The organism is Lactobacillus sp. N54.MGS-719 (assembly GCF_000980505.1).
Classification (GTDB): Bacteria; Bacillota; Bacilli; order Lactobacillales; family Lactobacillaceae; genus Lactobacillus; species Lactobacillus amylovorus.
On sequence record NZ_LARO01000018.1, the window covers coordinates 12,822 to 32,344 of the forward strand.

At 38.8% G+C, this 19,523-nt stretch carries 24 protein-coding genes and 1 pseudogene; 6 read left to right on the plus strand and 19 right to left on the minus strand.

Annotation, left to right across the window (positions count from 1 at the left end; all coding sequences use genetic code 11):
- Positions 1–4: 4 nt before the first annotated feature.
- Genes ychF through rsmG form a run of 6 tightly spaced genes read right to left on the minus strand, consistent with a single transcriptional unit; the run spans position 5 to position 4,649 of the window.
- Positions 5–1,105: a redox-regulated ATPase YchF gene (gene ychF / locus WS44_RS04685; protein WP_013438679.1), complete on the minus strand. Its 1,101-nt coding sequence runs from the start codon at positions 1,103–1,105 to the stop codon at positions 5–7.
- Positions 1,106–1,161: 56 nt separating this feature from the next.
- A complete protein-coding gene (locus WS44_RS04690) occupies positions 1,162–1,425 on the minus strand; it encodes a DUF951 domain-containing protein (RefSeq protein ID WP_013438680.1) in 264 nt (87 codons plus the stop codon).
- A complete protein-coding gene (locus WS44_RS04695) occupies positions 1,418–2,302 on the minus strand; it encodes a ParB/RepB/Spo0J family partition protein (RefSeq protein ID WP_013438681.1) in 885 nt (294 codons plus the stop codon). Before WS44_RS04695 ends, WS44_RS04690 begins: the two co-directional genes overlap by 8 nt.
- Complete coding sequence (locus tag WS44_RS04700) at positions 2,280–3,059, minus strand: AAA family ATPase (protein WP_046433399.1); 780 nt, start codon at positions 3,057–3,059, stop codon at positions 2,280–2,282. Before WS44_RS04700 ends, WS44_RS04695 begins: the two co-directional genes overlap by 23 nt.
- Before the next feature lie 14 nt (positions 3,060–3,073).
- The gene (gene noc, locus WS44_RS04705; RefSeq protein ID WP_013642523.1) at positions 3,074–3,910 is read right to left on the minus strand and encodes a nucleoid occlusion protein; all 837 of its coding nucleotides are present in this window, start codon (positions 3,908–3,910) and stop codon (positions 3,074–3,076) included.
- Between the two features lie 16 nt (positions 3,911–3,926).
- Positions 3,927–4,649 (minus strand): 16S rRNA (guanine(527)-N(7))-methyltransferase RsmG, encoded by a 723-nt coding sequence (gene rsmG / locus WS44_RS04710; protein WP_013438684.1) that lies wholly within the window; start codon positions 4,647–4,649, stop codon positions 3,927–3,929.
- A 160-nt stretch (positions 4,650–4,809) separates the two neighbouring features.
- Here rsmG and WS44_RS04715 point away from each other — a divergent pair, with 160 nt between their 5' ends.
- Entirely contained in the window at positions 4,810–5,346 is a 537-nt protein-coding gene (locus tag WS44_RS04715) for a CvpA family protein (protein ID WP_013438685.1), read from the plus strand.
- Positions 5,347–5,393: 47 nt separating this feature from the next.
- Here WS44_RS04715 and WS44_RS04720 read toward each other — a convergent pair whose 3' ends face one another.
- The 6 genes from WS44_RS04720 to WS44_RS04745 form a co-directional block, all read right to left on the minus strand.
- On the minus strand, positions 5,394–6,323 hold the full coding sequence (locus WS44_RS04720) for an FAD:protein FMN transferase (protein ID WP_013642524.1): 930 nt from the start codon (positions 6,321–6,323) through the stop codon (positions 5,394–5,396).
- Between the two features lie 5 nt (positions 6,324–6,328).
- Positions 6,329–7,120, minus strand: coding sequence for a tyrosine-protein phosphatase (locus tag WS44_RS04725; protein ID WP_013642525.1), 792 nt, complete (start codon positions 7,118–7,120; stop codon positions 6,329–6,331).
- Positions 7,121–7,216: 96 nt separating this feature from the next.
- Complete coding sequence (locus tag WS44_RS04730) at positions 7,217–7,765, minus strand: NAD(P)H-dependent oxidoreductase (protein ID WP_046433402.1); 549 nt, start codon at positions 7,763–7,765, stop codon at positions 7,217–7,219.
- A gap of 13 nt (positions 7,766–7,778) precedes the next feature.
- A complete protein-coding gene (locus tag WS44_RS04735) occupies positions 7,779–8,318 on the minus strand; it encodes an NAD(P)H-dependent oxidoreductase (protein ID WP_013438689.1) in 540 nt (179 codons plus the stop codon).
- A 149-nt stretch (positions 8,319–8,467) separates the two neighbouring features.
- Positions 8,468–9,091: a TetR/AcrR family transcriptional regulator gene (locus WS44_RS04740; RefSeq protein ID WP_046433404.1), complete on the minus strand. Its 624-nt coding sequence runs from the start codon at positions 9,089–9,091 to the stop codon at positions 8,468–8,470.
- A 116-nt stretch (positions 9,092–9,207) separates the two neighbouring features.
- On the minus strand, positions 9,208–9,444 hold the full coding sequence (locus WS44_RS04745) for a hypothetical protein (protein WP_046433406.1): 237 nt from the start codon (positions 9,442–9,444) through the stop codon (positions 9,208–9,210).
- 90 nt (positions 9,445–9,534) lie between these two features.
- On the opposite strand from WS44_RS04745, the gene WS44_RS04750 reads away from it, so the two are divergent.
- The gene (locus WS44_RS04750) at positions 9,535–10,947 is read left to right on the plus strand and encodes a C69 family dipeptidase (RefSeq protein WP_013642526.1); all 1,413 of its coding nucleotides are present in this window, start codon (positions 9,535–9,537) and stop codon (positions 10,945–10,947) included.
- A gap of 40 nt (positions 10,948–10,987) precedes the next feature.
- Here WS44_RS04750 and WS44_RS04755 read toward each other — a convergent pair whose 3' ends face one another.
- The 4 genes from WS44_RS04755 to WS44_RS04770 all read right to left on the minus strand — a co-directional run bounded on the left by WS44_RS04755 (position 10,988) and on the right by WS44_RS04770 (position 13,965).
- Positions 10,988–11,662: an ABC transporter ATP-binding protein gene (locus WS44_RS04755; RefSeq protein ID WP_046433414.1), complete on the minus strand. Its 675-nt coding sequence runs from the start codon at positions 11,660–11,662 to the stop codon at positions 10,988–10,990.
- Position 11,663: 1 nt separating this feature from the next.
- Positions 11,664–12,725, minus strand: coding sequence for an ABC transporter permease (locus tag WS44_RS04760; RefSeq protein WP_013438694.1), 1,062 nt, complete (start codon positions 12,723–12,725; stop codon positions 11,664–11,666).
- On the minus strand, positions 12,726–13,253 hold the full coding sequence (locus tag WS44_RS04765; RefSeq protein ID WP_013438695.1) for a TetR/AcrR family transcriptional regulator: 528 nt from the start codon (positions 13,251–13,253) through the stop codon (positions 12,726–12,728).
- A 112-nt stretch (positions 13,254–13,365) separates the two neighbouring features.
- A complete protein-coding gene (locus WS44_RS04770) occupies positions 13,366–13,965 on the minus strand; it encodes a histidine phosphatase family protein (RefSeq protein ID WP_013438696.1) in 600 nt (199 codons plus the stop codon).
- A gap of 139 nt (positions 13,966–14,104) precedes the next feature.
- On the opposite strand from WS44_RS04770, the gene WS44_RS04775 reads away from it, so the two are divergent.
- Complete coding sequence (locus WS44_RS04775) at positions 14,105–14,848, plus strand: alpha/beta fold hydrolase (protein ID WP_014566208.1); 744 nt, start codon at positions 14,105–14,107, stop codon at positions 14,846–14,848.
- Here WS44_RS04775 and yaaA read toward each other — a convergent pair.
- On the minus strand, positions 14,845–15,606 hold the full coding sequence (gene yaaA / locus WS44_RS04780; RefSeq protein WP_014566209.1) for a peroxide stress protein YaaA: 762 nt from the start codon (positions 15,604–15,606) through the stop codon (positions 14,845–14,847). The genes WS44_RS04775 and yaaA overlap by 4 nt on opposite strands.
- A gap of 52 nt (positions 15,607–15,658) precedes the next feature.
- Between yaaA and WS44_RS04785 the strand changes: the two genes are divergently transcribed.
- Positions 15,659–16,297 (plus strand): hypothetical protein, encoded by a 639-nt coding sequence (locus WS44_RS04785; RefSeq protein ID WP_046433409.1) that lies wholly within the window; start codon positions 15,659–15,661, stop codon positions 16,295–16,297.
- 32 nt (positions 16,298–16,329) lie between these two features.
- Here WS44_RS04785 and WS44_RS04790 read toward each other — a convergent pair whose 3' ends face one another.
- Positions 16,330–17,124, minus strand: a complete 795-nt coding sequence (locus tag WS44_RS04790) for a DUF4931 domain-containing protein (RefSeq protein ID WP_013438700.1) — start codon at positions 17,122–17,124, stop codon at positions 16,330–16,332.
- 144 nt (positions 17,125–17,268) lie between these two features.
- On the opposite strand from WS44_RS04790, the pseudogene WS44_RS04795 reads away from it, so the two are divergent.
- A pseudogene (locus tag WS44_RS04795) lies at positions 17,269–18,477 on the plus strand (L,D-transpeptidase family protein).
- 83 nt (positions 18,478–18,560) lie between these two features.
- Complete coding sequence (locus WS44_RS04800) at positions 18,561–18,758, plus strand: hypothetical protein (RefSeq protein ID WP_013438702.1); 198 nt, start codon at positions 18,561–18,563, stop codon at positions 18,756–18,758.
- A gap of 368 nt (positions 18,759–19,126) precedes the next feature.
- Here the strand turns inward: WS44_RS04800 and WS44_RS04805 are convergent.
- A partial coding sequence (locus tag WS44_RS04805; RefSeq protein WP_288145668.1) for an RNA-guided endonuclease TnpB family protein occupies positions 19,127–19,523 on the minus strand: 397 nt, incomplete at its 5' end.

Sequence of the window (19,523 nt, forward strand, 5' to 3'; positions counted from 1 at the left end):
ACTCCTAGACGTTAAATCTGAATTCGATAATGTCACCGTCTTGAACCACGTAGTCCTTACCTTCAAGACGAAGCTTACCTGCTTCCTTAACCTTTTGCATAGTTTCAAGCTTGTCTAAGTCATCGAATGAAACAACTTCGGCACGAATGAAACCACGTTCAAAGTCTGAGTGAATAATACCAGCAACTTGAGGAGCCTTCATACCTTCGTGGAAAGTCCAAGCACGAGTTTCAGGACCACCAGCAGTGAAGAAAGTCCTAAGGCCTAAAATGTGGTAAGCGGCACGAATCAAACGGTCCAAACCTGGTTCCTTAACACCTTCCATTTCAAGCATTTCCTTCTTTTCATCGCCGTCAAGACCAGCAATTTGTTCTTCGGCAGATGCAGAAATACCCAAAGCTTCAGCATGTTCCTTTTCAGCGTGCTTCTTAACGATTTGGAAGTACTTGTCGCTTTCTGGATCAGCCATTGAGCTTTCAGCAATGTTAGCAACGTAAATAACTGGCTTAGCAGTCAAAAGGAACAAGCCCTTAACAATCTTTTGTTCATCCTTGTTAAAATCGATTGAACGAGCAGCGTTACCTTCTTCAAGAACTGGCTTAAGCTTTTCAAGTACAGCCATTTCAGCCTTAGCTTCCTTATCGCCTTGTTGAGCAACCTTCTTTACCTTGCCGATACGTTTGTTAACAGCATCAAGGTCAGCGATGGCAAGTTCCAAGTTGATAGTGTTGATATCTTCTTCTGGATCAACTTTACCAGTAACTGAAGTAATGTTGTCGTCATCGAAAGCACGTACTACGTGAACAATCGCATCAGTTTGACGAATGTTTTCAAGGAACTTGTTACCAAGACCTTCACCCTTTGAAGCACCCTTTACCAAACCGGCAATATCAGTAAATTCAAAAGTAGTGTGAACAATCTTCTTAGCAGGAATCAATTCTTGGATTCTAGCTAAACGTTCATCAGGAACTTCAACCATTCCGACGTTTGGTTCGATGGTGGCAAATGGGTAGTTGGCCATTTCAGCACCAGCCTTAGTAATCGCGTTAAACAAAGTTGACTTACCAACGTTTGGCAAACCAACAATACCAGCAGTTAATGACATTTGTTGTCCTCTTTTTCTAAAAATCTATTATTTTATATTTTTCTTACTTGTCTATTTTATCTAAAATTTGGGCGAGCGATACGATCTTTTGGCACATATTGTTCTTTTTTTGCATTAACCGGGTCATTAGCCTTAGTTAATACCTTCTTCAACTTACGGTTGAACTCGCTACGGGGCATCATTACCATGTGTCCGCATCCCATGCACTTCAATTTAATATCCGCACCCATGCGTAAAATTTCCCAGTCGTTAGTTTGACAAGCATGGGGCTTCTTCATTTGAACCGTATCAGCCAAATTGTAGGAAATTTCTTTAGCCATCTAAATCAACACCTAACAAATCAAGAATTCTATTCAATTCATCGGCAGAAGCAAAGTCGATTGAAAGATGTCCCTTACCCTTTTTCGTTTCAGAAATATTAACGCTTGAGCCAAATTTGTTTGAAAGTTGATTTTCGCTTGCGCGAATAAATGCGGATTTTTTAACCGTCTTCTTTTGTGGCTTCTTCGCATTCATTTCGCTAACTAAAGCTTCAACCTTGCGAACCGGCATCCCTTCCTTAGCTACTCGCTTAGCCAAGGCATCAATCTTGTCTTTATCCTTCAAGCCTAAAAGGGTTCTAGCTTGACCCATTGATAAATCGCCGTGTTGGAGCAAGCGCTTAGTCTTGCTTGGTAAAGTAAGCAAACGCAAGTAGTTGGCGATATATGGACGAGATTTGCCCATTCGCTTAGAAACTTCTTCTTGCGTCAAGCCGAGGTTCTTTTGGAGCATCTCGTAAGCTTGTGCTTCTTCAAGTGGAGTTAAGTCTTCACGTTGCAAGTTTTCCAAGACTGCAACTTCCATCATTTGACTTTCATCGAATTTACGGACAATTGCTGGAATCGTCTTTTTCTTAGCTAACTTTGAAGCACGATAGCGGCGTTCACCAGCGATAATTTCATAGCCGTTAACAGACTTACGCACGATAATTGGTTGAAAAACGCCGTTTTCTTTAATGGAATCGGATAATTCTCTTAAGCTCTTATCGTCAAATCGCTTTCTTGGCTGATATGGATTAGGACGAATATCGCTTAAATCGAGTTCTTTGACTTCTTCAATTTCCTCAATTTGAGGTTCATCTTCAAAAAGAGCCTCAATCCCGCGACCTAAGCCGCCCTTTTTTCTTGGCTCCTTACTTCTTGAGTCTCTTGCCATGAGCTTTCAACACCTCTTTTGCTAAATCACCATATACCTTCGCACCACGTGACTTTGGAGCATATTCCGTAATTGGTTGGCCATAACTTGGAGCTTCTGCCAACTTGGTAATTCTAGGAATAATTGTCTTGTAAACCTTCTTGCTAAAGTATGATTGAACTTCCTTAACAACTTCGGCACCCAAGTTAGTTCTGGCATCCAGCATAGTTAAAAGCACGCCTTCAACGCCAAGGTCTTTATTGAAGTGCTTTTGAACCAAACGAATGGTATTCAAAAGCTGGCTCAAACCTTCCATAGCGTAGTATTCACTTTGTACTGGAATCAAAATTGAGTCTGATGCAGTAAAAGCGTTGATTGAAAGCTGACCTAGTGATGGTGGACAGTCAATAAAGACAAAATCATACTTATCGCTAACTGCATCAAGTGCTGACTTAAGGCGAGTTTCACGTGCCATCATGCTGATAAGTTCAGTTTCAGCACCTGATAAGTTGATGGTTGCTGGAACCATGTCCAACTTAGGAGTTGAAGTATGATGAATTGTATCTTGAATAGGAACTTCATCAATTAAAACATTGTAAATGTCCTGGTCAATCTCTGATTTTTCAATTCCTAAACCAGAGGTAGCGTTGCCTTGTGGGTCAATGTCCACAATTAACACGCGATAACCACGGTCGGCAATTGAGGCTGCTAAATTAATGGTAGTAGTAGTCTTACCTACGCCGCCTTTTTGGTTAGCAACCGAAATTACATTTACCATATTTTCCATCCTTCCTACTTTCTCTTCAATTCAATAATGATCTTGTAATCATCAGGATCGTTGTTTTCCTTGACCTTGACCTTAATGCCTGAATCCTTAGCCAATTTAACAGCCTTCTTGATGGTGTTGATTTGCACCTTAAGATCCTTAGGAATACGTTTTACAACACGTTCACGCTTAGTTTCCTTTTCCTTAGGCTTAGGGTTAAAGTAGGCATCCACGTCTTTAGCAATTTCTTCAGTTTGCTTTACGTTTAAGCCCTTATCTTCGATTTCCTTTAAAACACGTTCTTGATCATCGTTACTTAAGTTAAGCAAAGCACGGCCATGACGAGCGGTAATTTTGCCTTCAATCAAAGCCTTTTGCACATCATCGTCAAGCTTTAACAAACGCAACTTGTTAGCAACGTATGACTGTGACTTACCCATGTCCTTAGCTAAAGCAGTTTGAGTCAAGTCGTTCAACTTCATCAAATTAGTGTAGGCCTTAGCTTCATCGATTGGGTTCAAGTCTTCACGTTGCAAGTTTTCGATTAAAGCAAGTGAAGCAGCTTGATCATCATTCATGTTATTGACGATTGCTGGAATAGTTTCCCAGTTTAAGCTTTTAGCTGCACGATAACGACGTTCACCAGCAATAATTTCATAGTGATCCTCGCCGTCTTCACGAACAACGATTGGTTGAAGCAAACCGTCCTTATCAAGCGTTTCAGCCAATTCCTTGATTGAATCGTCTGAAAATTCACGACGCGGTTGATAACGGTTAGGAATAATCTTATCTAATTCAATATCTTGAATTTGTTTGTTTTTAGGAACTTCTTCATCATGACGCATAAAAGAAAATAATGACATAATATTCCCTCCTAAATTAATGTATTGGTTTACGCCGCGGCGTACCAGCTTGACGTGGATACTTTTTCGGCGTGGACTTTACTTTTTGAACTAAGACTAAAGTTCTCTCTTCTTCACTTGCTGGCAAAGTAAGCTCTTCGTCCTTGATGAGCTTGCCGCCTAAGACTTCAAGCGCCTTTTTGCCATCGTCTAATTCATCCTCAGCTTTAGGGCCCTTTAAGGCAACAAAATAACCGCCCTTCTTAACCAAAGGCAGGCAGTATTCGCTCAAAACTGACATTCTGGCTACGGCACGAGCAGTCACAATATCGAACCTTTCACGATAAAGCTTGTTTTGGCCGACATCTTCGGCACGACCATGAACTAGCTCTACATCGGTTAAACCTAATTCGCTAATTAAATCTTTTAAGAAATTCAGTCTCTTTTGAAGAGAGTCAACAATTGTTACTTTAAGACCTGGTTTTAAAATCTTGAGCGGAATTGAAGGAAAGCCAGCACCAGCACCAACATCACAGAGCGTTGCACCATCTTTAAAAACTGCGCCAAAAGTAAAAAGAGGCGTAATACTATCATAAAAGTGCTTAAGATATACTTCGTCTTCTTCAGTGATTCTAGTCAAGTTAACGTGTTCGTTAACTTCGATCAACATTTTAAAATAAAGTTTAAATTGCTGCTTTTGTTTATCAGTTAATTCAAAATTATGTTTTGATAGTTCTAAGACAAATTTTTCAGGATTCATTTTTCACCCGTGGAACCTTGTTTCACATTCTAAATTTAACGCCAAATGCGTCCATAAGTAAAGACAGATCGTCTTTATAATTATGAAGTATTTTATTGCAATCGTCAAAGTTTTGCAGCCTGAAAAATAGGGTATAATTAGGCGCAAGGAGATTAAAAAAATGATTGTTACTTTGATAGTTTTAGCTTACTTAGCTTATAAAACTTATACAGGTTATAAAACCGGCTTTACGAGATACATTATCGGATTAATTTGTTCCGCAATTGTCTTCATGATAGCGATTTTCGCACAGAATCCACTCGGCAATTGGCTTTACACACAATTTACCGGGGAAATGATTAGAAGCAACGCAACGAATAACGTTGAATTAATGATCGCGCGTTTCGTCGCATTCTTCCTTGTTTTCTTTGTTGGAAAAATGATCATGAAGATCTTCAAAAACTGGATTCCAGCCAAGAATCCGCACGCTACAAACGTAGGCAGCATTTTAGACAATGTTTTAGGTGCTTTGGCTTCGTTAGTTGCCAGCTACTTCATCGTTTACGTTGTCTTATCAATGTTCAACGCTTTGCAAAACCCATGGTTCATGCAGCAAACGATTGATTCATCGTTTTTGCGGTTTATCATTTACAACACACCAGGTCTTTCCAACGGTGTCTTCAACAATATCTTTAATATTAGTAAGACAGTTGGATAATAACCAAAAAAAGAGAACTAAGTTTAGCTTAGTTCTCTTTTTTTGCTTTATTTATCAAAATTATCGTATTCAACGTGTTCGTCGTTATAAACAAAGATCGCACCGATTCGATCTGGATCATCACGCCAATTTTTCATTGGATGACCTGCGAAAAATAGTCGTTTACATTCGATTTCGGCTTCAACCGATGTCTTGGTAAAAGTGGTTACCCCGGCCAAATCTGTTTCAACAGGATAACCCGTTCTAGGATCGATCAAGTGGTGGTACTTATGACCATCAACCACCAAATAACGCTCATATGTACCGCTTGTAACGGCAGAACATTGCGCTACCATTACCGAGGTAATATTGTCGCCACGTGGCTCCTTAGGGTCTTGAATCCCAATTACCCATTGACCATTAGCTCTCTTAGGTGAATCACCTACAAGCAAGATATTGCCGCCTAAGTTGATGATACCGGCTTCTACGCCATAGGCCAGCCAAAGATCACGAATTCTATCAGCAATCCAACCTTTGGCAATACCGCCCAAATCAAGCTCCATACCTTTCATCTTAAGAAAAACGGTTTGATTTTGATCATCTAAAACAACTTTAAATGGGTCGGTTAACAGCATTCTCTCTTTGATTTCGCTGTCTTTTGGTACATGTGCTCCCTTGAAGCCGATGTGCCATAACTTAACAACAGGTCCAATCAAAGCATTAAAACCAAAGTTCTCGCGGCTTTTTTCAACCGCTAATTTGACCAAGCCGTAAACCGGACTTGAAACTTGAACTGGGTGTTCACCAGCCGCATGATTGATGTCCATTACTTCAGATTCATCCCTATTAACCGTTAATAAATCCTCATAATGATCAATCAATTCAAATGATTTTTGCAATAGGTCTCGTTTTTGCGTACCAAAAATCTGCAATGTAATTGAAGTACCTAATGCATGATGATGTCCGACTACTTGCTCTAATGCTAAATCTTTAATCATTTTCTCTAGTCTTCCAAATATAATTCACGCAATGCATCTTGCAATTGTGGCGTTAAACCAATCTTCTCTCGTAGATAATTATCGATCCCACCAAATTCTTTTTCAATTGCAATTAATGATGTATCCAAAAATGCATCGCTCACTGAGCCCAAAATACGCATGTTGGCGCGAAGGCAGAGGTTACCGCCCTTTTCTTTGATAGCACGGTCTCGCTTAGCACGATAATCGTTGAGCATGTAATTCGAGTACAGATAATCTTGTCTAATCGTCTCCATATCGACGCCTAAAATATACAAGATCATCACCGTTACAATACCCGTTCTATCTTTTCCTTCGGAACAATGGTATAAAACGGCACCGTCTTCAGTATTGGCAAGCACTTCAAGGATTTGATGCAAACTATTTTGTGCGTGCTCTTTAATAACGTGTGAACGATAACGGTCACACATCATTCTAAAGCCAGCATATTGATCCTTACGGTAAGTTGCAAAAACTTTATCTAAGTCCTTCTTGCCGCCGTTGGTGTTGTCATCTTTAGCAATAGAGATATCGAGATGCTCTACCCCAGGAATCTCACTGTCTGGCATCTTGTCACATTCATGTGGTGAACGCAGATCGATAATCTTAGTTAGACCATAATCAAGCAAAAACTTTTCATCTTTTGAGGTGATATTGCTAATCTTTCCTGATCTAATTAAACGATGCATTTTTACTTTGCGTCCCTGATAGCCAACATAACCGCCTAAATCACGCGGATTGCGTACCTTTTCTAACGGTAAAACAACAGGTTTTACCATCAATTCTCACCTCTTTACAATTTATTTTTTTAATGAAAAAAACCGAATAGTATTCCTATTCGGTAATTTTACTATTGAGTTAGCAAACTGACAAAATTATTTATTTGTTTGTGCAACAAAATTTACGAAGTTATCCATCATTGCATCTAATTGCTTGATAGAAGCTTCATCAGTTAAGTCGCCGCTTTCCTTATCAAAGTTTCTAGCAGCACCACCGATTAAGATTTCGTTACCTGGCAAAACATTTGCACTCATGTCTGGTGAAAGCAAGATTTCACGTGCGTCTTCTTGAGCACGGCTTGAACCTTGAACACCATATGAAGTACCAACTACTGCTGCTGGCTTCATCTTCATTACGTTAGGACCAGCGTGTGAACCTAACCATTCAAGTGCACTCTTCAAAGCAGCAGGAATTGAGTGGTCGTATTCTGGCGTAGTCAAAATGATACCGTCAGCGTTTTTAATATCTTTAATCCACTTCTTAGTAGCTTCGTCTGGTTCTTCAGTTCTACAGAATGGTTTGATGTCATCAATTTCTCTTACTTCGATATCGGCTTTTTCAGCATAACGTTTAGCAATAAATTTTGCTAAAAAACGATTATATGAAAATGGAGCATTTGTACCAACGATTGCTAATAATTTCATTTATCTAAGCCCCCTACTTAACAAGTTGTGCGTACCAGTCATCAACTTCGTCAAAGAAGTGTTTCAAAAACTTAAGCGTACCTTCTTCTGTCAAATGGCCTTCTTCATCAAATTGCTTTGGTGCAAAGCCCATCATAAATTCATCGCCGTTGAATACGTGTGCGCTAAAACCAGGAGCAGCCAAGATGCTCTTCAAACGAGTTTGTGAACGAGCAGCACCTTGTGGCATTGGTGAGGTTGAAACAATTACTACTGGCTTATTGTGGAAGGGGTGGACAGAACTTGAAAGCCATTCAAGAGCACTCTTTAATGCGCTAGTCACTGAGTGTTGTTGTTCTGGGGAACCAATCAAAATCATATCAGCATCTTCAATTTTCTTACCCAAGTCGAGTACGTTTTGAGGTGCTTCAACGCCTTCTTTAAACATTGGCAAGCCTTTAACTGTTGCAAAGTCAAAATCATATTTATAATCTAGGTTCTTCATGATAACTCTAAGTAATTTTTCGTTAAATGAGTTATCGGCATTAGAGCCAGATAAAGCTAGTACCTTCATAAAAACCACCTTTCGAAAATAACTTCATAATAATTATAACTTAATGCATTCAAAAGAAAGCCAAAATAGGTTTTTTAACAAAAGAAAAAGACATTTTCAAATCGAAAATGTCTTCTTGCGGGTGAAAAGCGCTAATGATTGGCGAATTGTTATGCCAAGTTGTCCTTAAGAGAAGCTTCGTCATCTGCGGCGAACATAGTATTCTCTTGAATTTCACTAAGACGATCATTAAGCATAGCATCGTGAATCTGTGCGTTTAACACGTTGATAATTTGGTTTTGGTTGAAGCTTGCAATTTCGTTAACTACAAGTGCAGCCATACCAGTAGTTGAGATCCAGTTGGCTACAACAATGTCGTGAATCTTGTCTTGATCATAATCAGTATCAGGATATTGTTCGTTGAATTTTTCAACGCCTAAGTCCATTAAAGTGTCAGCAATGATTTTGCTACCGAATTTACCATCAACAAACATTGCACGGAACAAGTTTACATGTTTCTTGGCAAAATCAATATATGACAAGTCAAGGTCAATCAAAGGTTCACCAGTGTATTTTTGTTGCAAAGTGTGAGCTCTTAAATCATCGGAAATTCTCTTCAGTACCTGACTACGAAGATCTTCCATGTTGTCAAATTCAAGATACAAAGGTTGGGTTGAGAAGTGACCTGCCTTAGCAATGCTACGAGCAGTCAAGCCTTCAATACCATCCTTAATTGCCATCTTATAAGCTGTGTCTAAAATTTTGCCTTTACTGATTTCTTTCTTTCTTGCCATTTTAATGCACCTCAATCATTTTTATCCCAACGCGCTTTTCAATACGCCTGTTATTTTTATGATCATCATACATCCCAAAAATAACAAATGCAAGTTTTATTTATTATTTTTTATAGTCACCTGAATAATGATGAATCATTGTCTCCGGTAAATTGGTCATAATGTGAAGACACCATTTCAATAACCGCTTGCTTATCTAAGCCTTGTGCTGCGCAGAAGGAAAAGAAAGCAGCAGATAAAATGTAACCACGCTCACGATCGTCCTTCAGATTATCTGAGAACTTCATATTGATCGTATGAGCGTCGTAATCTGTCGTTAATTCGATCGATTTATCCTCTGGTTTATCGTTCATATCAAAACCTCATTTTCCCAAAAAATAATATAAAACTATATCTTTTACATTATAATTATATTACAAATTAATTTAGAAAGAGTGTAAAAAATGAATACTAAAATCGGTCGTTCATCTTGTACTTCAATTTTAATTGGTAAAAAGGCTTCTTTGACCGGTAGCGTTGTTATTGGACGTAACGAAGATGCCAAAACTGCTTGGCCAAAACACCTTGCTTTTAACGCACATAAAATAATTCAAAATAACCATTTCAAATCTAAGGATAACAAATTTGAGATGGATTTGCCGAAAGAACGTTTTTCTTACTCTTCAACTCCAGAGTGGACTGACAAGTACGGTGTCTTTGAAGAAGACGGCATCAACGAATATCACGTGGCAATGAGTGCCACCGAAAGTGCTTATGCTAATGAAAGAGTATTGGCTGCTGATCCTTTTGAGACTGAAAAAGGCATTTTGGAAGAAGCTATGGTTACTGTAGTTTTGCCTTACGTAAAAACTGCCCGTGAAGGTGTTGAACGTTTAGGCAAAATTGTGGAAAAACATGGTGCTGCTGAAGCCGATGGTATTTTATTCGGCGATCGCGACGAAGCTTGGTACATGGAAATCGGTTCTGGTCACCACTGGGTAGCTATGCGCATCCCTGACGACTCATACGCCGTTGTCGCTAACCAATTAGCCATCCAAGAAATCGACTTTAACGATGCGAAAAACTTCATGTTCTCAAAAGAAATTCAAGAATTCGTTAAAGAAAACAAGTTATGGCCAGCAAATCAAAGTTTTAACTTTAGAGAAATCTTTGGTACGCACGACGATAGCGACCTCCACTACAACACACCACGTGTTTGGATTGGGCAAAAATTATTAACTCCATCAGTTAAGCAAGAGCCTGAAAGTTTTGACTTGCCATTTGTTCAAAAAGCAGACAAGCCAATCTCAATCCGCGACGCCCAAGACGTATTGTGTAATCACTACCAAAATACGCCTTACGATTTAACCAACCCTAAGAATAAGGACAACGCTACCTTCCGTCCTATTTCCGTTGCTACCACGCAAGAATCGCACTTGCTTGAATTGAACGGTGAAAAGATGGTTCATTGGTTAGCAATGGGTGTCGGTGCGCAAAGTGTTTATGTGCCATTTTACCCACAAGGCACCAAGGTTCCTACCATGTATAAATACGGCAAGGAAACTTATTCTTCCAACTCGGCTTACTGGGTATTCAAACTGGCTAGCGTCTTGGTCGACCGCAATTGGGGCAAATACGGCAGCGAATTAAGCTCAGCTCAAACTGAAGCCCGCGAAAAGACAATGCGCTTGCGTCATGAATATGATGCGAAACTAGCTAATGAAACTGACTCATCTAAGCAAACTGACTTGGTTAATGAAGCTAACGATAAGATGGCTAAGGCTGCACTTGATATTTACAAGAAGCTCATTGCCAAATTGATCACGCAACAAACCGGTGATTCACCTCTTAGATTCAAGATGGATCCAAACTTATAATCCAAACTAAAAAAGCCACAAATGTGGCTTTTTATTTTTGCTATTTTTTCTGGGTCATTTGCCCATCCATCATTTCATAGATGTGATCGGCATACTTCTCAAGTCGAGGATCATGTGTAACGAGCATAACGGCCTTGTCACGCTTTTTTGCGAGATCCTTGAACAATTGTCCTACCTCTTCGACATTCTTCGTATCAAGCGAAGCAGTAGGTTCATCTGCTAGCAGGATTTCTGGATTAGCGTAAAGCGCACGCGCAATAGCGGCACGTTGCTGCTGACCACCTGATAATTCACTGGGGTATTTCTTGACCAAATCTGTAATACCTAATTGCTTAAGCAGATCTTGCAATTCTTCTCGTGAGATATTATTTTGCTTTTTTACCTTATCAACTAAAGTAAATTGCTCATTCACTGTCAAAAATGGTACTAGGTTGTAAGCTTGCAAAACAAAACCGATTTTGTTCAAACGCAATTCATTACGCTTTTTGGCGGAAAAATCGCTGATATCTTCATCGTTAATCAAGACTTCGCCTGAAGTTGGCTTTTGCAATGAACCTGCAATCGTCAAAAAAGTACTCTTACCAGCACCGGAAGGTCCCATAATTAAAACAACTTCGCCTTTATCTGCCTTAAAGTTAATATCTTTTAAAGCAACAACTTGCGCGTTGCCTTTACCATAAACTTTCTTTACGTCTTTTAATTCAATTACTGCCATTTTATTCACCAATCGCCTTTGCTGGATCAACTTTCAAGATAGATCTGATTGGAATCAAACTACCAATAATTCCCATTACAAGCATGCCAACTGTTCCACCAACCATAATCATTGGCGTGAAACTTATTGGAACTGCTGCAGGCAAAGCTGCGTTAGTGATCCACATCAAAATCAAACCGATAATGACACCGATAGCTACTAAGATAATTGATTGGCTAATCGTTGCCCCAACCAAGGTCTTGCTTGGAATACCTTGCGCACGCATAACGGCAAAATTGTGCATCTTTTGCATGGTTAAAATGTACAAGAAGACTGCAACGATAATAAGTGAAATGACAAATAAGAAGCCAATCATCAACTCAAAGGTTGTGTTTTGAGCGGTGTAGCCTGGCAATTTATTGATGAATTTAGCAATTGGATAAGTTTTAGCATTCTTATGGTTATATTTATAACTGCTATCTCGTGAAATAATAGCTGAGGCAACTACATTTGGTGCGGCCATCCGCATTTTCTTCCATGTAGTTAATGAGCCATAAACAATTGGGGCAATATTGATCTTGGCATTTTGAACGAAACCAACGATCTTATATTTCTTGCTTGAACCATTTAGACTAATTTTATCGCCCAGCTTATAACCCTTATCTCGAAAACTAGAATCTACTGTAACTTGATTGTTTTTAGTAGCCTTCTTACCAGAAACTAATTTTTGGTCTTGATAGATAAATTGATTTTTCTTAACCCCTAAAAATTGTGCAGAAACAGTCTCACGATTCTTTTCTTTGACAACTATTCCTAATTGACCAACATATGCTTCATCCTTGCCTACATTAGCATTCTTAACATCTTTTTTGGTAAGAATAGATTGGAACATGCTGACATTGGAATTCTTATTCAGAATTACTTTTTGTGCATCCCAACTTCCAATGGCTTGCGTATTCTCACTTGCCAGTCCCACTGATAAAGATGACAACATAAAGATCAAATAACTGATCAAGAAAATCATTAAAATAATTAATCCGTAACGAAGCTTTTCATGCTTAATTTCCTTAATCGCTAAAAACAACTAGTCCATCCCCTTTGCAATGATTCCCAAGCTCTTTTTATAGCGAGCCAAATTCTTTTCTTTGTTTTTAGGATCAGATAAGCAGAGATTAATTACTTCATGGCTTAAGACCATGGCACTCCAGATCTCTGGGCTCATATTAAGCAATTGTCTGGAGTAAATCTTAAAGTTATCCGGAATCAAATATTTATTTTGAGCCATGTGCAGTTTCATCATCGGTTCAAACTTGCTGTATTGCGTTTCATCGATGAATTTCACTACACGATCATAAAAATGATCCGGATCAAATTTTTCATCAGGACTCATATTTGTATGAATCGTTTCGATTGCAATGTGATACATGTAAAGATATGCATCTGTTAGATCATCAAAATATTTATAAAATGCTCCTCGAGCAATGTCTGCTTTTTTGACAATGTGTGACACTTTAGCTTGTGCTAAAGGATAGGTGCTGAATTCTTCCAGCAATACTGCTTCAATTTTTTGACGTTTAGCAGTTGGTAAATTTGTAAATGTAGACTTAACCATCGTTATCCCTCTTTCCCCTATTAATGACGAATTGTCACTTATGCAATATAATAACTCTTTGTGACACATTGTCAATACATGCATATAAAAAAAGAAAAATTTTTTATTTCTCTTAAGCAAGCACACGGTTGTAGTATACCAAACGTGCAATGCCACCTTTTACGCTGAATTTAGTTAAGGCGCTGTTGTCTGGCGTATCGATTTTATCCATGTCACCGTTAGTCAAATAGTGAGCAGCCATCATTCTGATTAAACGGCCATGAGCTACAACCAAAACCTTTTTATCAGGATATTTGCGGTACATTTCATCTAAGAATTCACCACAACGTTTGTCAAAATCTTCATAGCTTTCGCCATTCTTAGAATATTTAACATAGTCACGATTTACCTTGCCCCAAGGATCGACAACATCCGGATATTTTTCACCAATTTCATCCATCTTCATGCCGTCCCAATCGCCGAAGTCGAATTCAAGCAAGCGGTCATCCAAGTTGATCTCTTTTTTACCCTTAGTAAAAATCTTGGCTGTTTCTACCGCTCTCTTCATTGGGCTTGAGTAAACAACATCAAATTCACTTTCATCAAAATTCTTGGCTGCTTTTCTGGCATATTCGTGGCCGTAATCATTTAATTCCGCATCAACTTTTGCACCTTGAAGTCGGTTATCTTTATTTACGTCTGTTTGACCATGACGGATAAATACAATTTCCATTATTGTTTCCTCCCATATTCAATAACTAAATATTACGCTCATTGCGCCAATCTTTACAATTTCTTAAACTCTTTTTTTTGCCGTTTTTAAACTTAAAAAGCTTACAATAAATGTAAAGCATGAAGAAAGGGGGAAATCTATGTCCCGCATTACAATTGAAAGAGATGGTCTCACCTTAGTAGGAGATCGTGAAGAGCCTTTTGGCGAAATTTATGACATGGCTATACTTATGCACGGCTTCACTGCAAATAGAAATACTGATCTATTAAGACAGATTGCTGACGACTTACGTGACAAAAATGTAGCCAGCGTGCGTTTTGACTTCAATGGTCATGGTGAAAGCAACGGTAAATTTGAAAATATGACTGTGTGCAACGAAATTGCCGATGGTCAAGCTATTTTGGAATATGTCCGTACCGATCCACACGTGCGCAATATCTTTTTAGTAGGTCATTCTCAAGGCGGCGTAATTGCCTCAATGCTCGCTGGACTTTATCCCGACATTATCAAAAAGGTTGTGCTTTTGGCCCCTGCAGCTCAACTTAAGGACGATGCATTAAAGGGCGATACACAAGGCGCAACTTACAATCCTGATCACATTCCTGCAACTGTGCCTCTTGGCGATAAAAAATTAGGCGGCTTCTACTTAAGAACCGCACAAGTTTTGCCAATTTACGAAGTATCTGAGCGCTTCACTGGTCCGGTATCAGTCATTGTTGGCACTAACGATCAAGTCGTTGATCCTAAGTATGCTAAAAAGTATGACGAAGTTTACGCAAATAGTGAAATGCATACTATCGAAAATGCAGATCATAGCTTTACTGGTCAATACAAAGATGAAGCAGCTGACCTAACCGCACAATTTTTAAAACCATTATTCTAGCGCTGACTAAAATCGAAGGCAGTTCTAAAAATATAATGATCATCTGAACTAACTTCTGGCTCAAATTGAAATTCAAAATCATGAAAATCTCGCAAATCTGCGGGATTTTTTATTTGGTTTTCTGCCATAAAACGCACCATTTCACCGCGCGCCATCTTAGCGTGGACACCAACGGTTTTCCATTCACCATTTTTTAATTCTTGAAAATCAATGGTTATCATTCTACGCTTTTCATTTAGATATGGCTTGATCAAGCGCATATACTGCTTTGAGGCTAAATTGATTACTGTATCGTCTTCTTTAAACAAACTATTGGCAATGTCATCGCCCCAAAAGTGGTAGAGACTGTAGTCACGAAAGCCGATCATCTTGGTGTTTAATTCCAAACGATATGGACAAACACCGTCAAATGGCCTGAGCATCCCGTAAAAACCGGAAAGAATGCGCAAATTCTTTTGGATATAATCAAGCGCTGGCTGGGTAAAAATGTCTGGTGCCATGTACTGATATTGAATGCCTGAAAAGGCTAAAATTGCTGGTGTTAAGCGATCATCCAAGTCCATATTTTTTAATTGAAGAATGCTCTGTTCCGTCACCTTTTGACTAGCATGCCACAAAGTATCTAGTTGCTCTTTCGTGCGTGACTTCAAAAAATGCTCTAGTATTCTGGTCTTAGTCAAAAACTCCGGCTTTGATTGCACGGGAAATGAATCACGGTCGATTTTCATAATTTTTGCTGGGGCAATAATAATTTTCATTTTTATTCCTTTACGGTAAACTAAGTTAGTAATTAACAAGGAGGACAAAAAGATGAATCCTGATTTTGCAATTGTCTTAAATTTTAAAACAACTGGTGACTTTGACGCCGATTTTTTAGTTAAAACTGCACGTAACATTGGTGCCCGTGCCGTTATGAGTAGCGATCCTGCTGCTTTTAAAGAAGCCTGCGAAAAGTACACGATCTTTTTAGCTGACGAGCAAGCTGGCCTCGATTTAGCCAGCGTTAACGTAATTGATACGATGGTTAATAATCGTAAAAATGGTGAAGCTACCATTATTAACATCCCTGTTAATGACGGTAAATTCGATGAAGCTACCCAAAAGTTGCTTGATACCATTAATTCATGGATGCACCAATTTGGTCATGCCTTTAACGAAGGCAAGCCTAGCCCTTTAACTGTCAGTGATGGTTTCATTTTAGAAAACCGCCATGCTGATTATCAGAAATATGTCTTCTTGAAGGATATTCCAGCTAAGATCGTAGTTGAAGGCCTAGATAAAGAGCCTAACCGCGTTGAATGGATCGAGCACAGAACTGAACTTGATTTTGCTATGAAAGATGGCAAATTGACCATTAATTTGATTAAGCCAGACGACGTCTTTGACTGGAACGTACTCCGGATCCAAGCTCACCGTCCTGAAGACAACATTATTCATACTGAATTCTAGCGAAAAAGCATTCTCAATCGAGAATGCTTTTTTTATTCTACCTTAGAACCTTCATCATAAAATTTTCTAAAGCGATGTGCTTCTTTATCCAGCGTGATTTCATCGTTTACCTGGGACAGTTTATAACCCACAAAGTAAGGTGGCGCTTCAAAACGCGTTATAAACTTAGCACAAATGCCACCATCGTTACGTGGATAAAAGAATAAGTTATACGAATCGCATCTGCCATTATACATAACGTTAAGCAGGTATTTCGCACCACTTTGCAACCAGTCAGCCCAAAGATCAACATCGATACGATCAATCAAGTTAATATTTAATTCAGTGTAGCCTCGGACGGGATGTTCCGCGATGTTGACCTCTACCCCATCTTCATCAAACAGGGTCTTGCCTTCAAAGTTGTTAGGGTGAATGTACTTATAGCCATCCTCATGCTTGAAGCCAACAATCTGCATATGGGGATGAATCAATGAGCCACCAGAATGAGGACCATAATTTTTGTACCACACCACTGACTCGTAGTTGGTATCTTGGTTCATTTGGTCAAAGCAATCCAAACTAAAACGCATCAATTTACGGTTGTGTTCCTTAGTATAGGTGCTTATATCGCCGTTATGGTCGCTCGACTCGATTAAAACAGTCTGAACAGTATCACGTAAAGTTGGGTACTTATTGTGCAGCCAAATAATGTCGTCCTCTTTTTTGTAAATGTCAGTTAGGCTTGCGACATCACAAAAGGGACAAACATTTTTCTTCTTATCCTTACGATAAGACTGGGGTTTATCCTTTGCCACGCTTAGCTGGAAAACTAATGGATCATTATTCATATTTTCCCCCTCCTAAAATAAATGATGTTATCTACATTGCTAATAAAGTAAAATAAGCACGTAACTTTACTATATTAGTAACACTTGCTATACTATGTCAAAGCAAACGCTTATTCGAAAATTCAAGAGATGGATAATAACAATATGCAATCTAGAAGAGAACTTAGAAAACATAATAACCGCAATAATCTCTATTTAATAATTATCGGCGTAATTATCATAATTGCAATTATTTGTGGTGTGTTTATTCACAACAAGCGAGTTCAAGCCGAACAAAAGCAACGCACTTTTGCGACTACTCACTTCAACCCTAACGTTACTATCTATGGGGTCAAGGTTGGCAATTTAACTGTTAACAAGGCTACCAACAAGATTAACGAAAAGGCCGACAACGTATTCTTCTTGAGAAACAAGAAGTTGGTTTCTGAACGAGACACCAACATCCAAACAATTGATAGTCAAACTGTACAAAATTACTTCGATAAACAACATACAGACTTGCCTAACAATAAAAAGTACACTTACAACTCAAAGGACTTAAGCGAAGCAAAAAAGAACTTGCAAAAGATGCAAAAAGCTTCTGTTACTTACAACATTGCTGGTAAGAGCTTCAAGCTAAATGCCGCTGATTTGATTCGTGAAGTTACTTATAAGGATGGCAAATATCAATTTACTGACGTTAAGGGCTTAACTAAGAAGTTAAAAGAAATCAATAACCAAGTTAAGACGCTTAAAAAAACTTACAAGATTGCAGTTCCCGTTGGCAATAAAGTTGATGGTAAAACCATTACCACTACTAACGAAAGCTACGGCTGGGGCGTTTATGTAAAGAAAGCCACTACAGCTGTAGAAAAAGCCTTTATGAACGGCGATGCTACTGTTGATGGTAGTAAATACATCTACGGCGAAGGCTTCAGTACTTATGCTCACGGCTATGGCAAGAGCAACAACGGTATCGGCAATAACTACGTTGTAGTTTCTATCAAGAACCAAGAATTATGGATTGTCCGCAAGGGCCGCGTGGCAGTTCACTTGAATGATGTCGTTACTGGTACTCTTAAAGGTGGTAAAGGCAGCCAAACTCCCAAGGGTGTTTGGTACATCATGTACAAGCAATCACCAAGTGTGCTCCGCGGATTTAACGATGACGGTTCTAAATACGCATCAAAGGTTCAATACTGGATGCCATTTACCTTAAGTGGTTGTGGCTTGCATGATGCTAGTTAGAGAACCGACTGGAGCAAGACAGCTTACTTACAAGGTGGTTCACACGGTTGTGTTAACATTCGTCCTGCAGAAATCAGAAGCGTTTGGGACAACGTCATAACTAATGAACCAGTAATTGTTTATTAAAAATAAGGCTTTTCGAATTTGAAGAGTTTTATTTTTTTGCGTAAAATTAGATAAAAAAGATACAGATTTTTGAGAGGACTCTTATGTTAATAATTGGAATTCTTTGCCTGTTTGTAGCGGCAATTTCATACTTTAGATACTTAAACGAAAAGCAAAACAATGCTAAGAAAAATAATAAAAACAGTACAAACGAAGCCAAATGGCAACGCACTCTTGCAATTATTTTCTTAATCTTGGGTGTGATTTTGGTTGTCTACGTAGTCGCTTTGCACAGATTTTAAAGCAATAAAAAGATCCCCGAAATTCGTAACCGAGTTTCAGGAATCTTTTCGTTTTAAGGGGATTGGGTGTGTAATTTAAGAATTTGTTATCATGCTAAATTAGAATTTACTAGTTTAATTGCCTTTTTCTTCTTTGTTACCGTTAGCAATAAATATCATTTTTCTCATTTACATCTCTCCTTTTTTCGTCAACTACCCTAGACTGAAGTCTAGGGCTTAGTGGCTCGTTAGCTTGCGCTAACCAGAACACCAACTTGCTTAGATACGGACTTGACTTACCAGCAATAGTCTTTTGACTATTGCCGATAGAGGTCGTCTAATTACCAAAGCCTTTTAAGTCCGCGAGTTGCTAACGGACTGCAGCCTTTCTAGGCTGCTTTTTTTATTTTAGGATTTTGCCACTTGCTTAATCCTTTTTCTAAGATGTTCACTGCCGCATTCCAATCACGAATATGGGGCATTCGACAAATTGGACAAGTCCACTCCCGATCCTTAAGGGTTAATTTCTTATAACCATTTTGGCCCATAATACTGCCACAAGCATGACAGCGTTGAGTAGTATATTTAGGATCAATTGTTAGAAATTCTTTACCATATAGATCTGCCTTATAAGCCAGCATATTCAGGAAACTACGCCAGCCGACATCAGAAATTGATTGCGACAAAGCATGATTCTTTAACAGGTTTCTGTTTCTTAATTCCTCGGCAACTACTAAATCGTGGTTTTTGATTAGTGCAGTTGAGAGTACTTGTAAAAAGTCATTA

What these genes read in the sequence shown, in the direction of transcription:
- ychF (WP_013438679.1), bottom strand. Translation starts at nt 1,105, where the DNA reads ATGTCATTAACTGCTGGTATTGTTGGTTTGCCAAACGTTGGTAAGTCA.
- WS44_RS04690 (WP_013438680.1), bottom strand. Translation starts at nt 1,425, where the DNA reads ATGGCTAAAGAAATTTCCTACAATTTGGCTGATACGGTTCAAATGAAG.
- WS44_RS04695 (WP_013438681.1), bottom strand. Translation starts at nt 2,302, where the DNA reads ATGGCAAGAGACTCAAGAAGTAAGGAGCCAAGAAAAAAGGGCGGCTTA.
- WS44_RS04700 (WP_046433399.1), bottom strand. Translation starts at nt 3,059, where the DNA reads ATGGTAAATGTAATTTCGGTTGCTAACCAAAAAGGCGGCGTAGGTAAG.
- noc (WP_013642523.1), bottom strand. Translation starts at nt 3,910, where the DNA reads ATGTCATTATTTTCTTTTATGCGTCATGATGAAGAAGTTCCTAAAAAC.
- rsmG (WP_013438684.1), bottom strand. Translation starts at nt 4,649, where the DNA reads ATGAATCCTGAAAAATTTGTCTTAGAACTATCAAAACATAATTTTGAA.
- WS44_RS04715 (WP_013438685.1), top strand. Translation starts at nt 4,810, where the DNA reads ATGATTGTTACTTTGATAGTTTTAGCTTACTTAGCTTATAAAACTTAT.
- WS44_RS04720 (WP_013642524.1), bottom strand. Translation starts at nt 6,323, where the DNA reads ATGATTAAAGATTTAGCATTAGAGCAAGTAGTCGGACATCATCATGCA.
- WS44_RS04725 (WP_013642525.1), bottom strand. Translation starts at nt 7,120, where the DNA reads ATGGTAAAACCTGTTGTTTTACCGTTAGAAAAGGTACGCAATCCGCGT.
- WS44_RS04730 (WP_046433402.1), bottom strand. Translation starts at nt 7,765, where the DNA reads ATGAAATTATTAGCAATCGTTGGTACAAATGCTCCATTTTCATATAAT.
- WS44_RS04735 (WP_013438689.1), bottom strand. Translation starts at nt 8,318, where the DNA reads ATGAAGGTACTAGCTTTATCTGGCTCTAATGCCGATAACTCATTTAAC.
- WS44_RS04740 (WP_046433404.1), bottom strand. Translation starts at nt 9,091, where the DNA reads ATGGCAAGAAAGAAAGAAATCAGTAAAGGCAAAATTTTAGACACAGCT.
- WS44_RS04745 (WP_046433406.1), bottom strand. Translation starts at nt 9,444, where the DNA reads ATGAACGATAAACCAGAGGATAAATCGATCGAATTAACGACAGATTAC.
- WS44_RS04750 (WP_013642526.1), top strand. Translation starts at nt 9,535, where the DNA reads ATGAATACTAAAATCGGTCGTTCATCTTGTACTTCAATTTTAATTGGT.
- WS44_RS04755 (WP_046433414.1), bottom strand. Translation starts at nt 11,662, where the DNA reads ATGGCAGTAATTGAATTAAAAGACGTAAAGAAAGTTTATGGTAAAGGC.
- WS44_RS04765 (WP_013438695.1), bottom strand. Translation starts at nt 13,253, where the DNA reads ATGGTTAAGTCTACATTTACAAATTTACCAACTGCTAAACGTCAAAAA.
- WS44_RS04770 (WP_013438696.1), bottom strand. Translation starts at nt 13,965, where the DNA reads ATGGAAATTGTATTTATCCGTCATGGTCAAACAGACGTAAATAAAGAT.
- WS44_RS04775 (WP_014566208.1), top strand. Translation starts at nt 14,105, where the DNA reads ATGTCCCGCATTACAATTGAAAGAGATGGTCTCACCTTAGTAGGAGAT.
- yaaA (WP_014566209.1), bottom strand. Translation starts at nt 15,606, where the DNA reads ATGAAAATTATTATTGCCCCAGCAAAAATTATGAAAATCGACCGTGAT.
- WS44_RS04785 (WP_046433409.1), top strand. Translation starts at nt 15,659, where the DNA reads ATGAATCCTGATTTTGCAATTGTCTTAAATTTTAAAACAACTGGTGAC.
- WS44_RS04790 (WP_013438700.1), bottom strand. Translation starts at nt 17,124, where the DNA reads ATGAATAATGATCCATTAGTTTTCCAGCTAAGCGTGGCAAAGGATAAA.
- WS44_RS04800 (WP_013438702.1), top strand. Translation starts at nt 18,561, where the DNA reads ATGTTAATAATTGGAATTCTTTGCCTGTTTGTAGCGGCAATTTCATAC.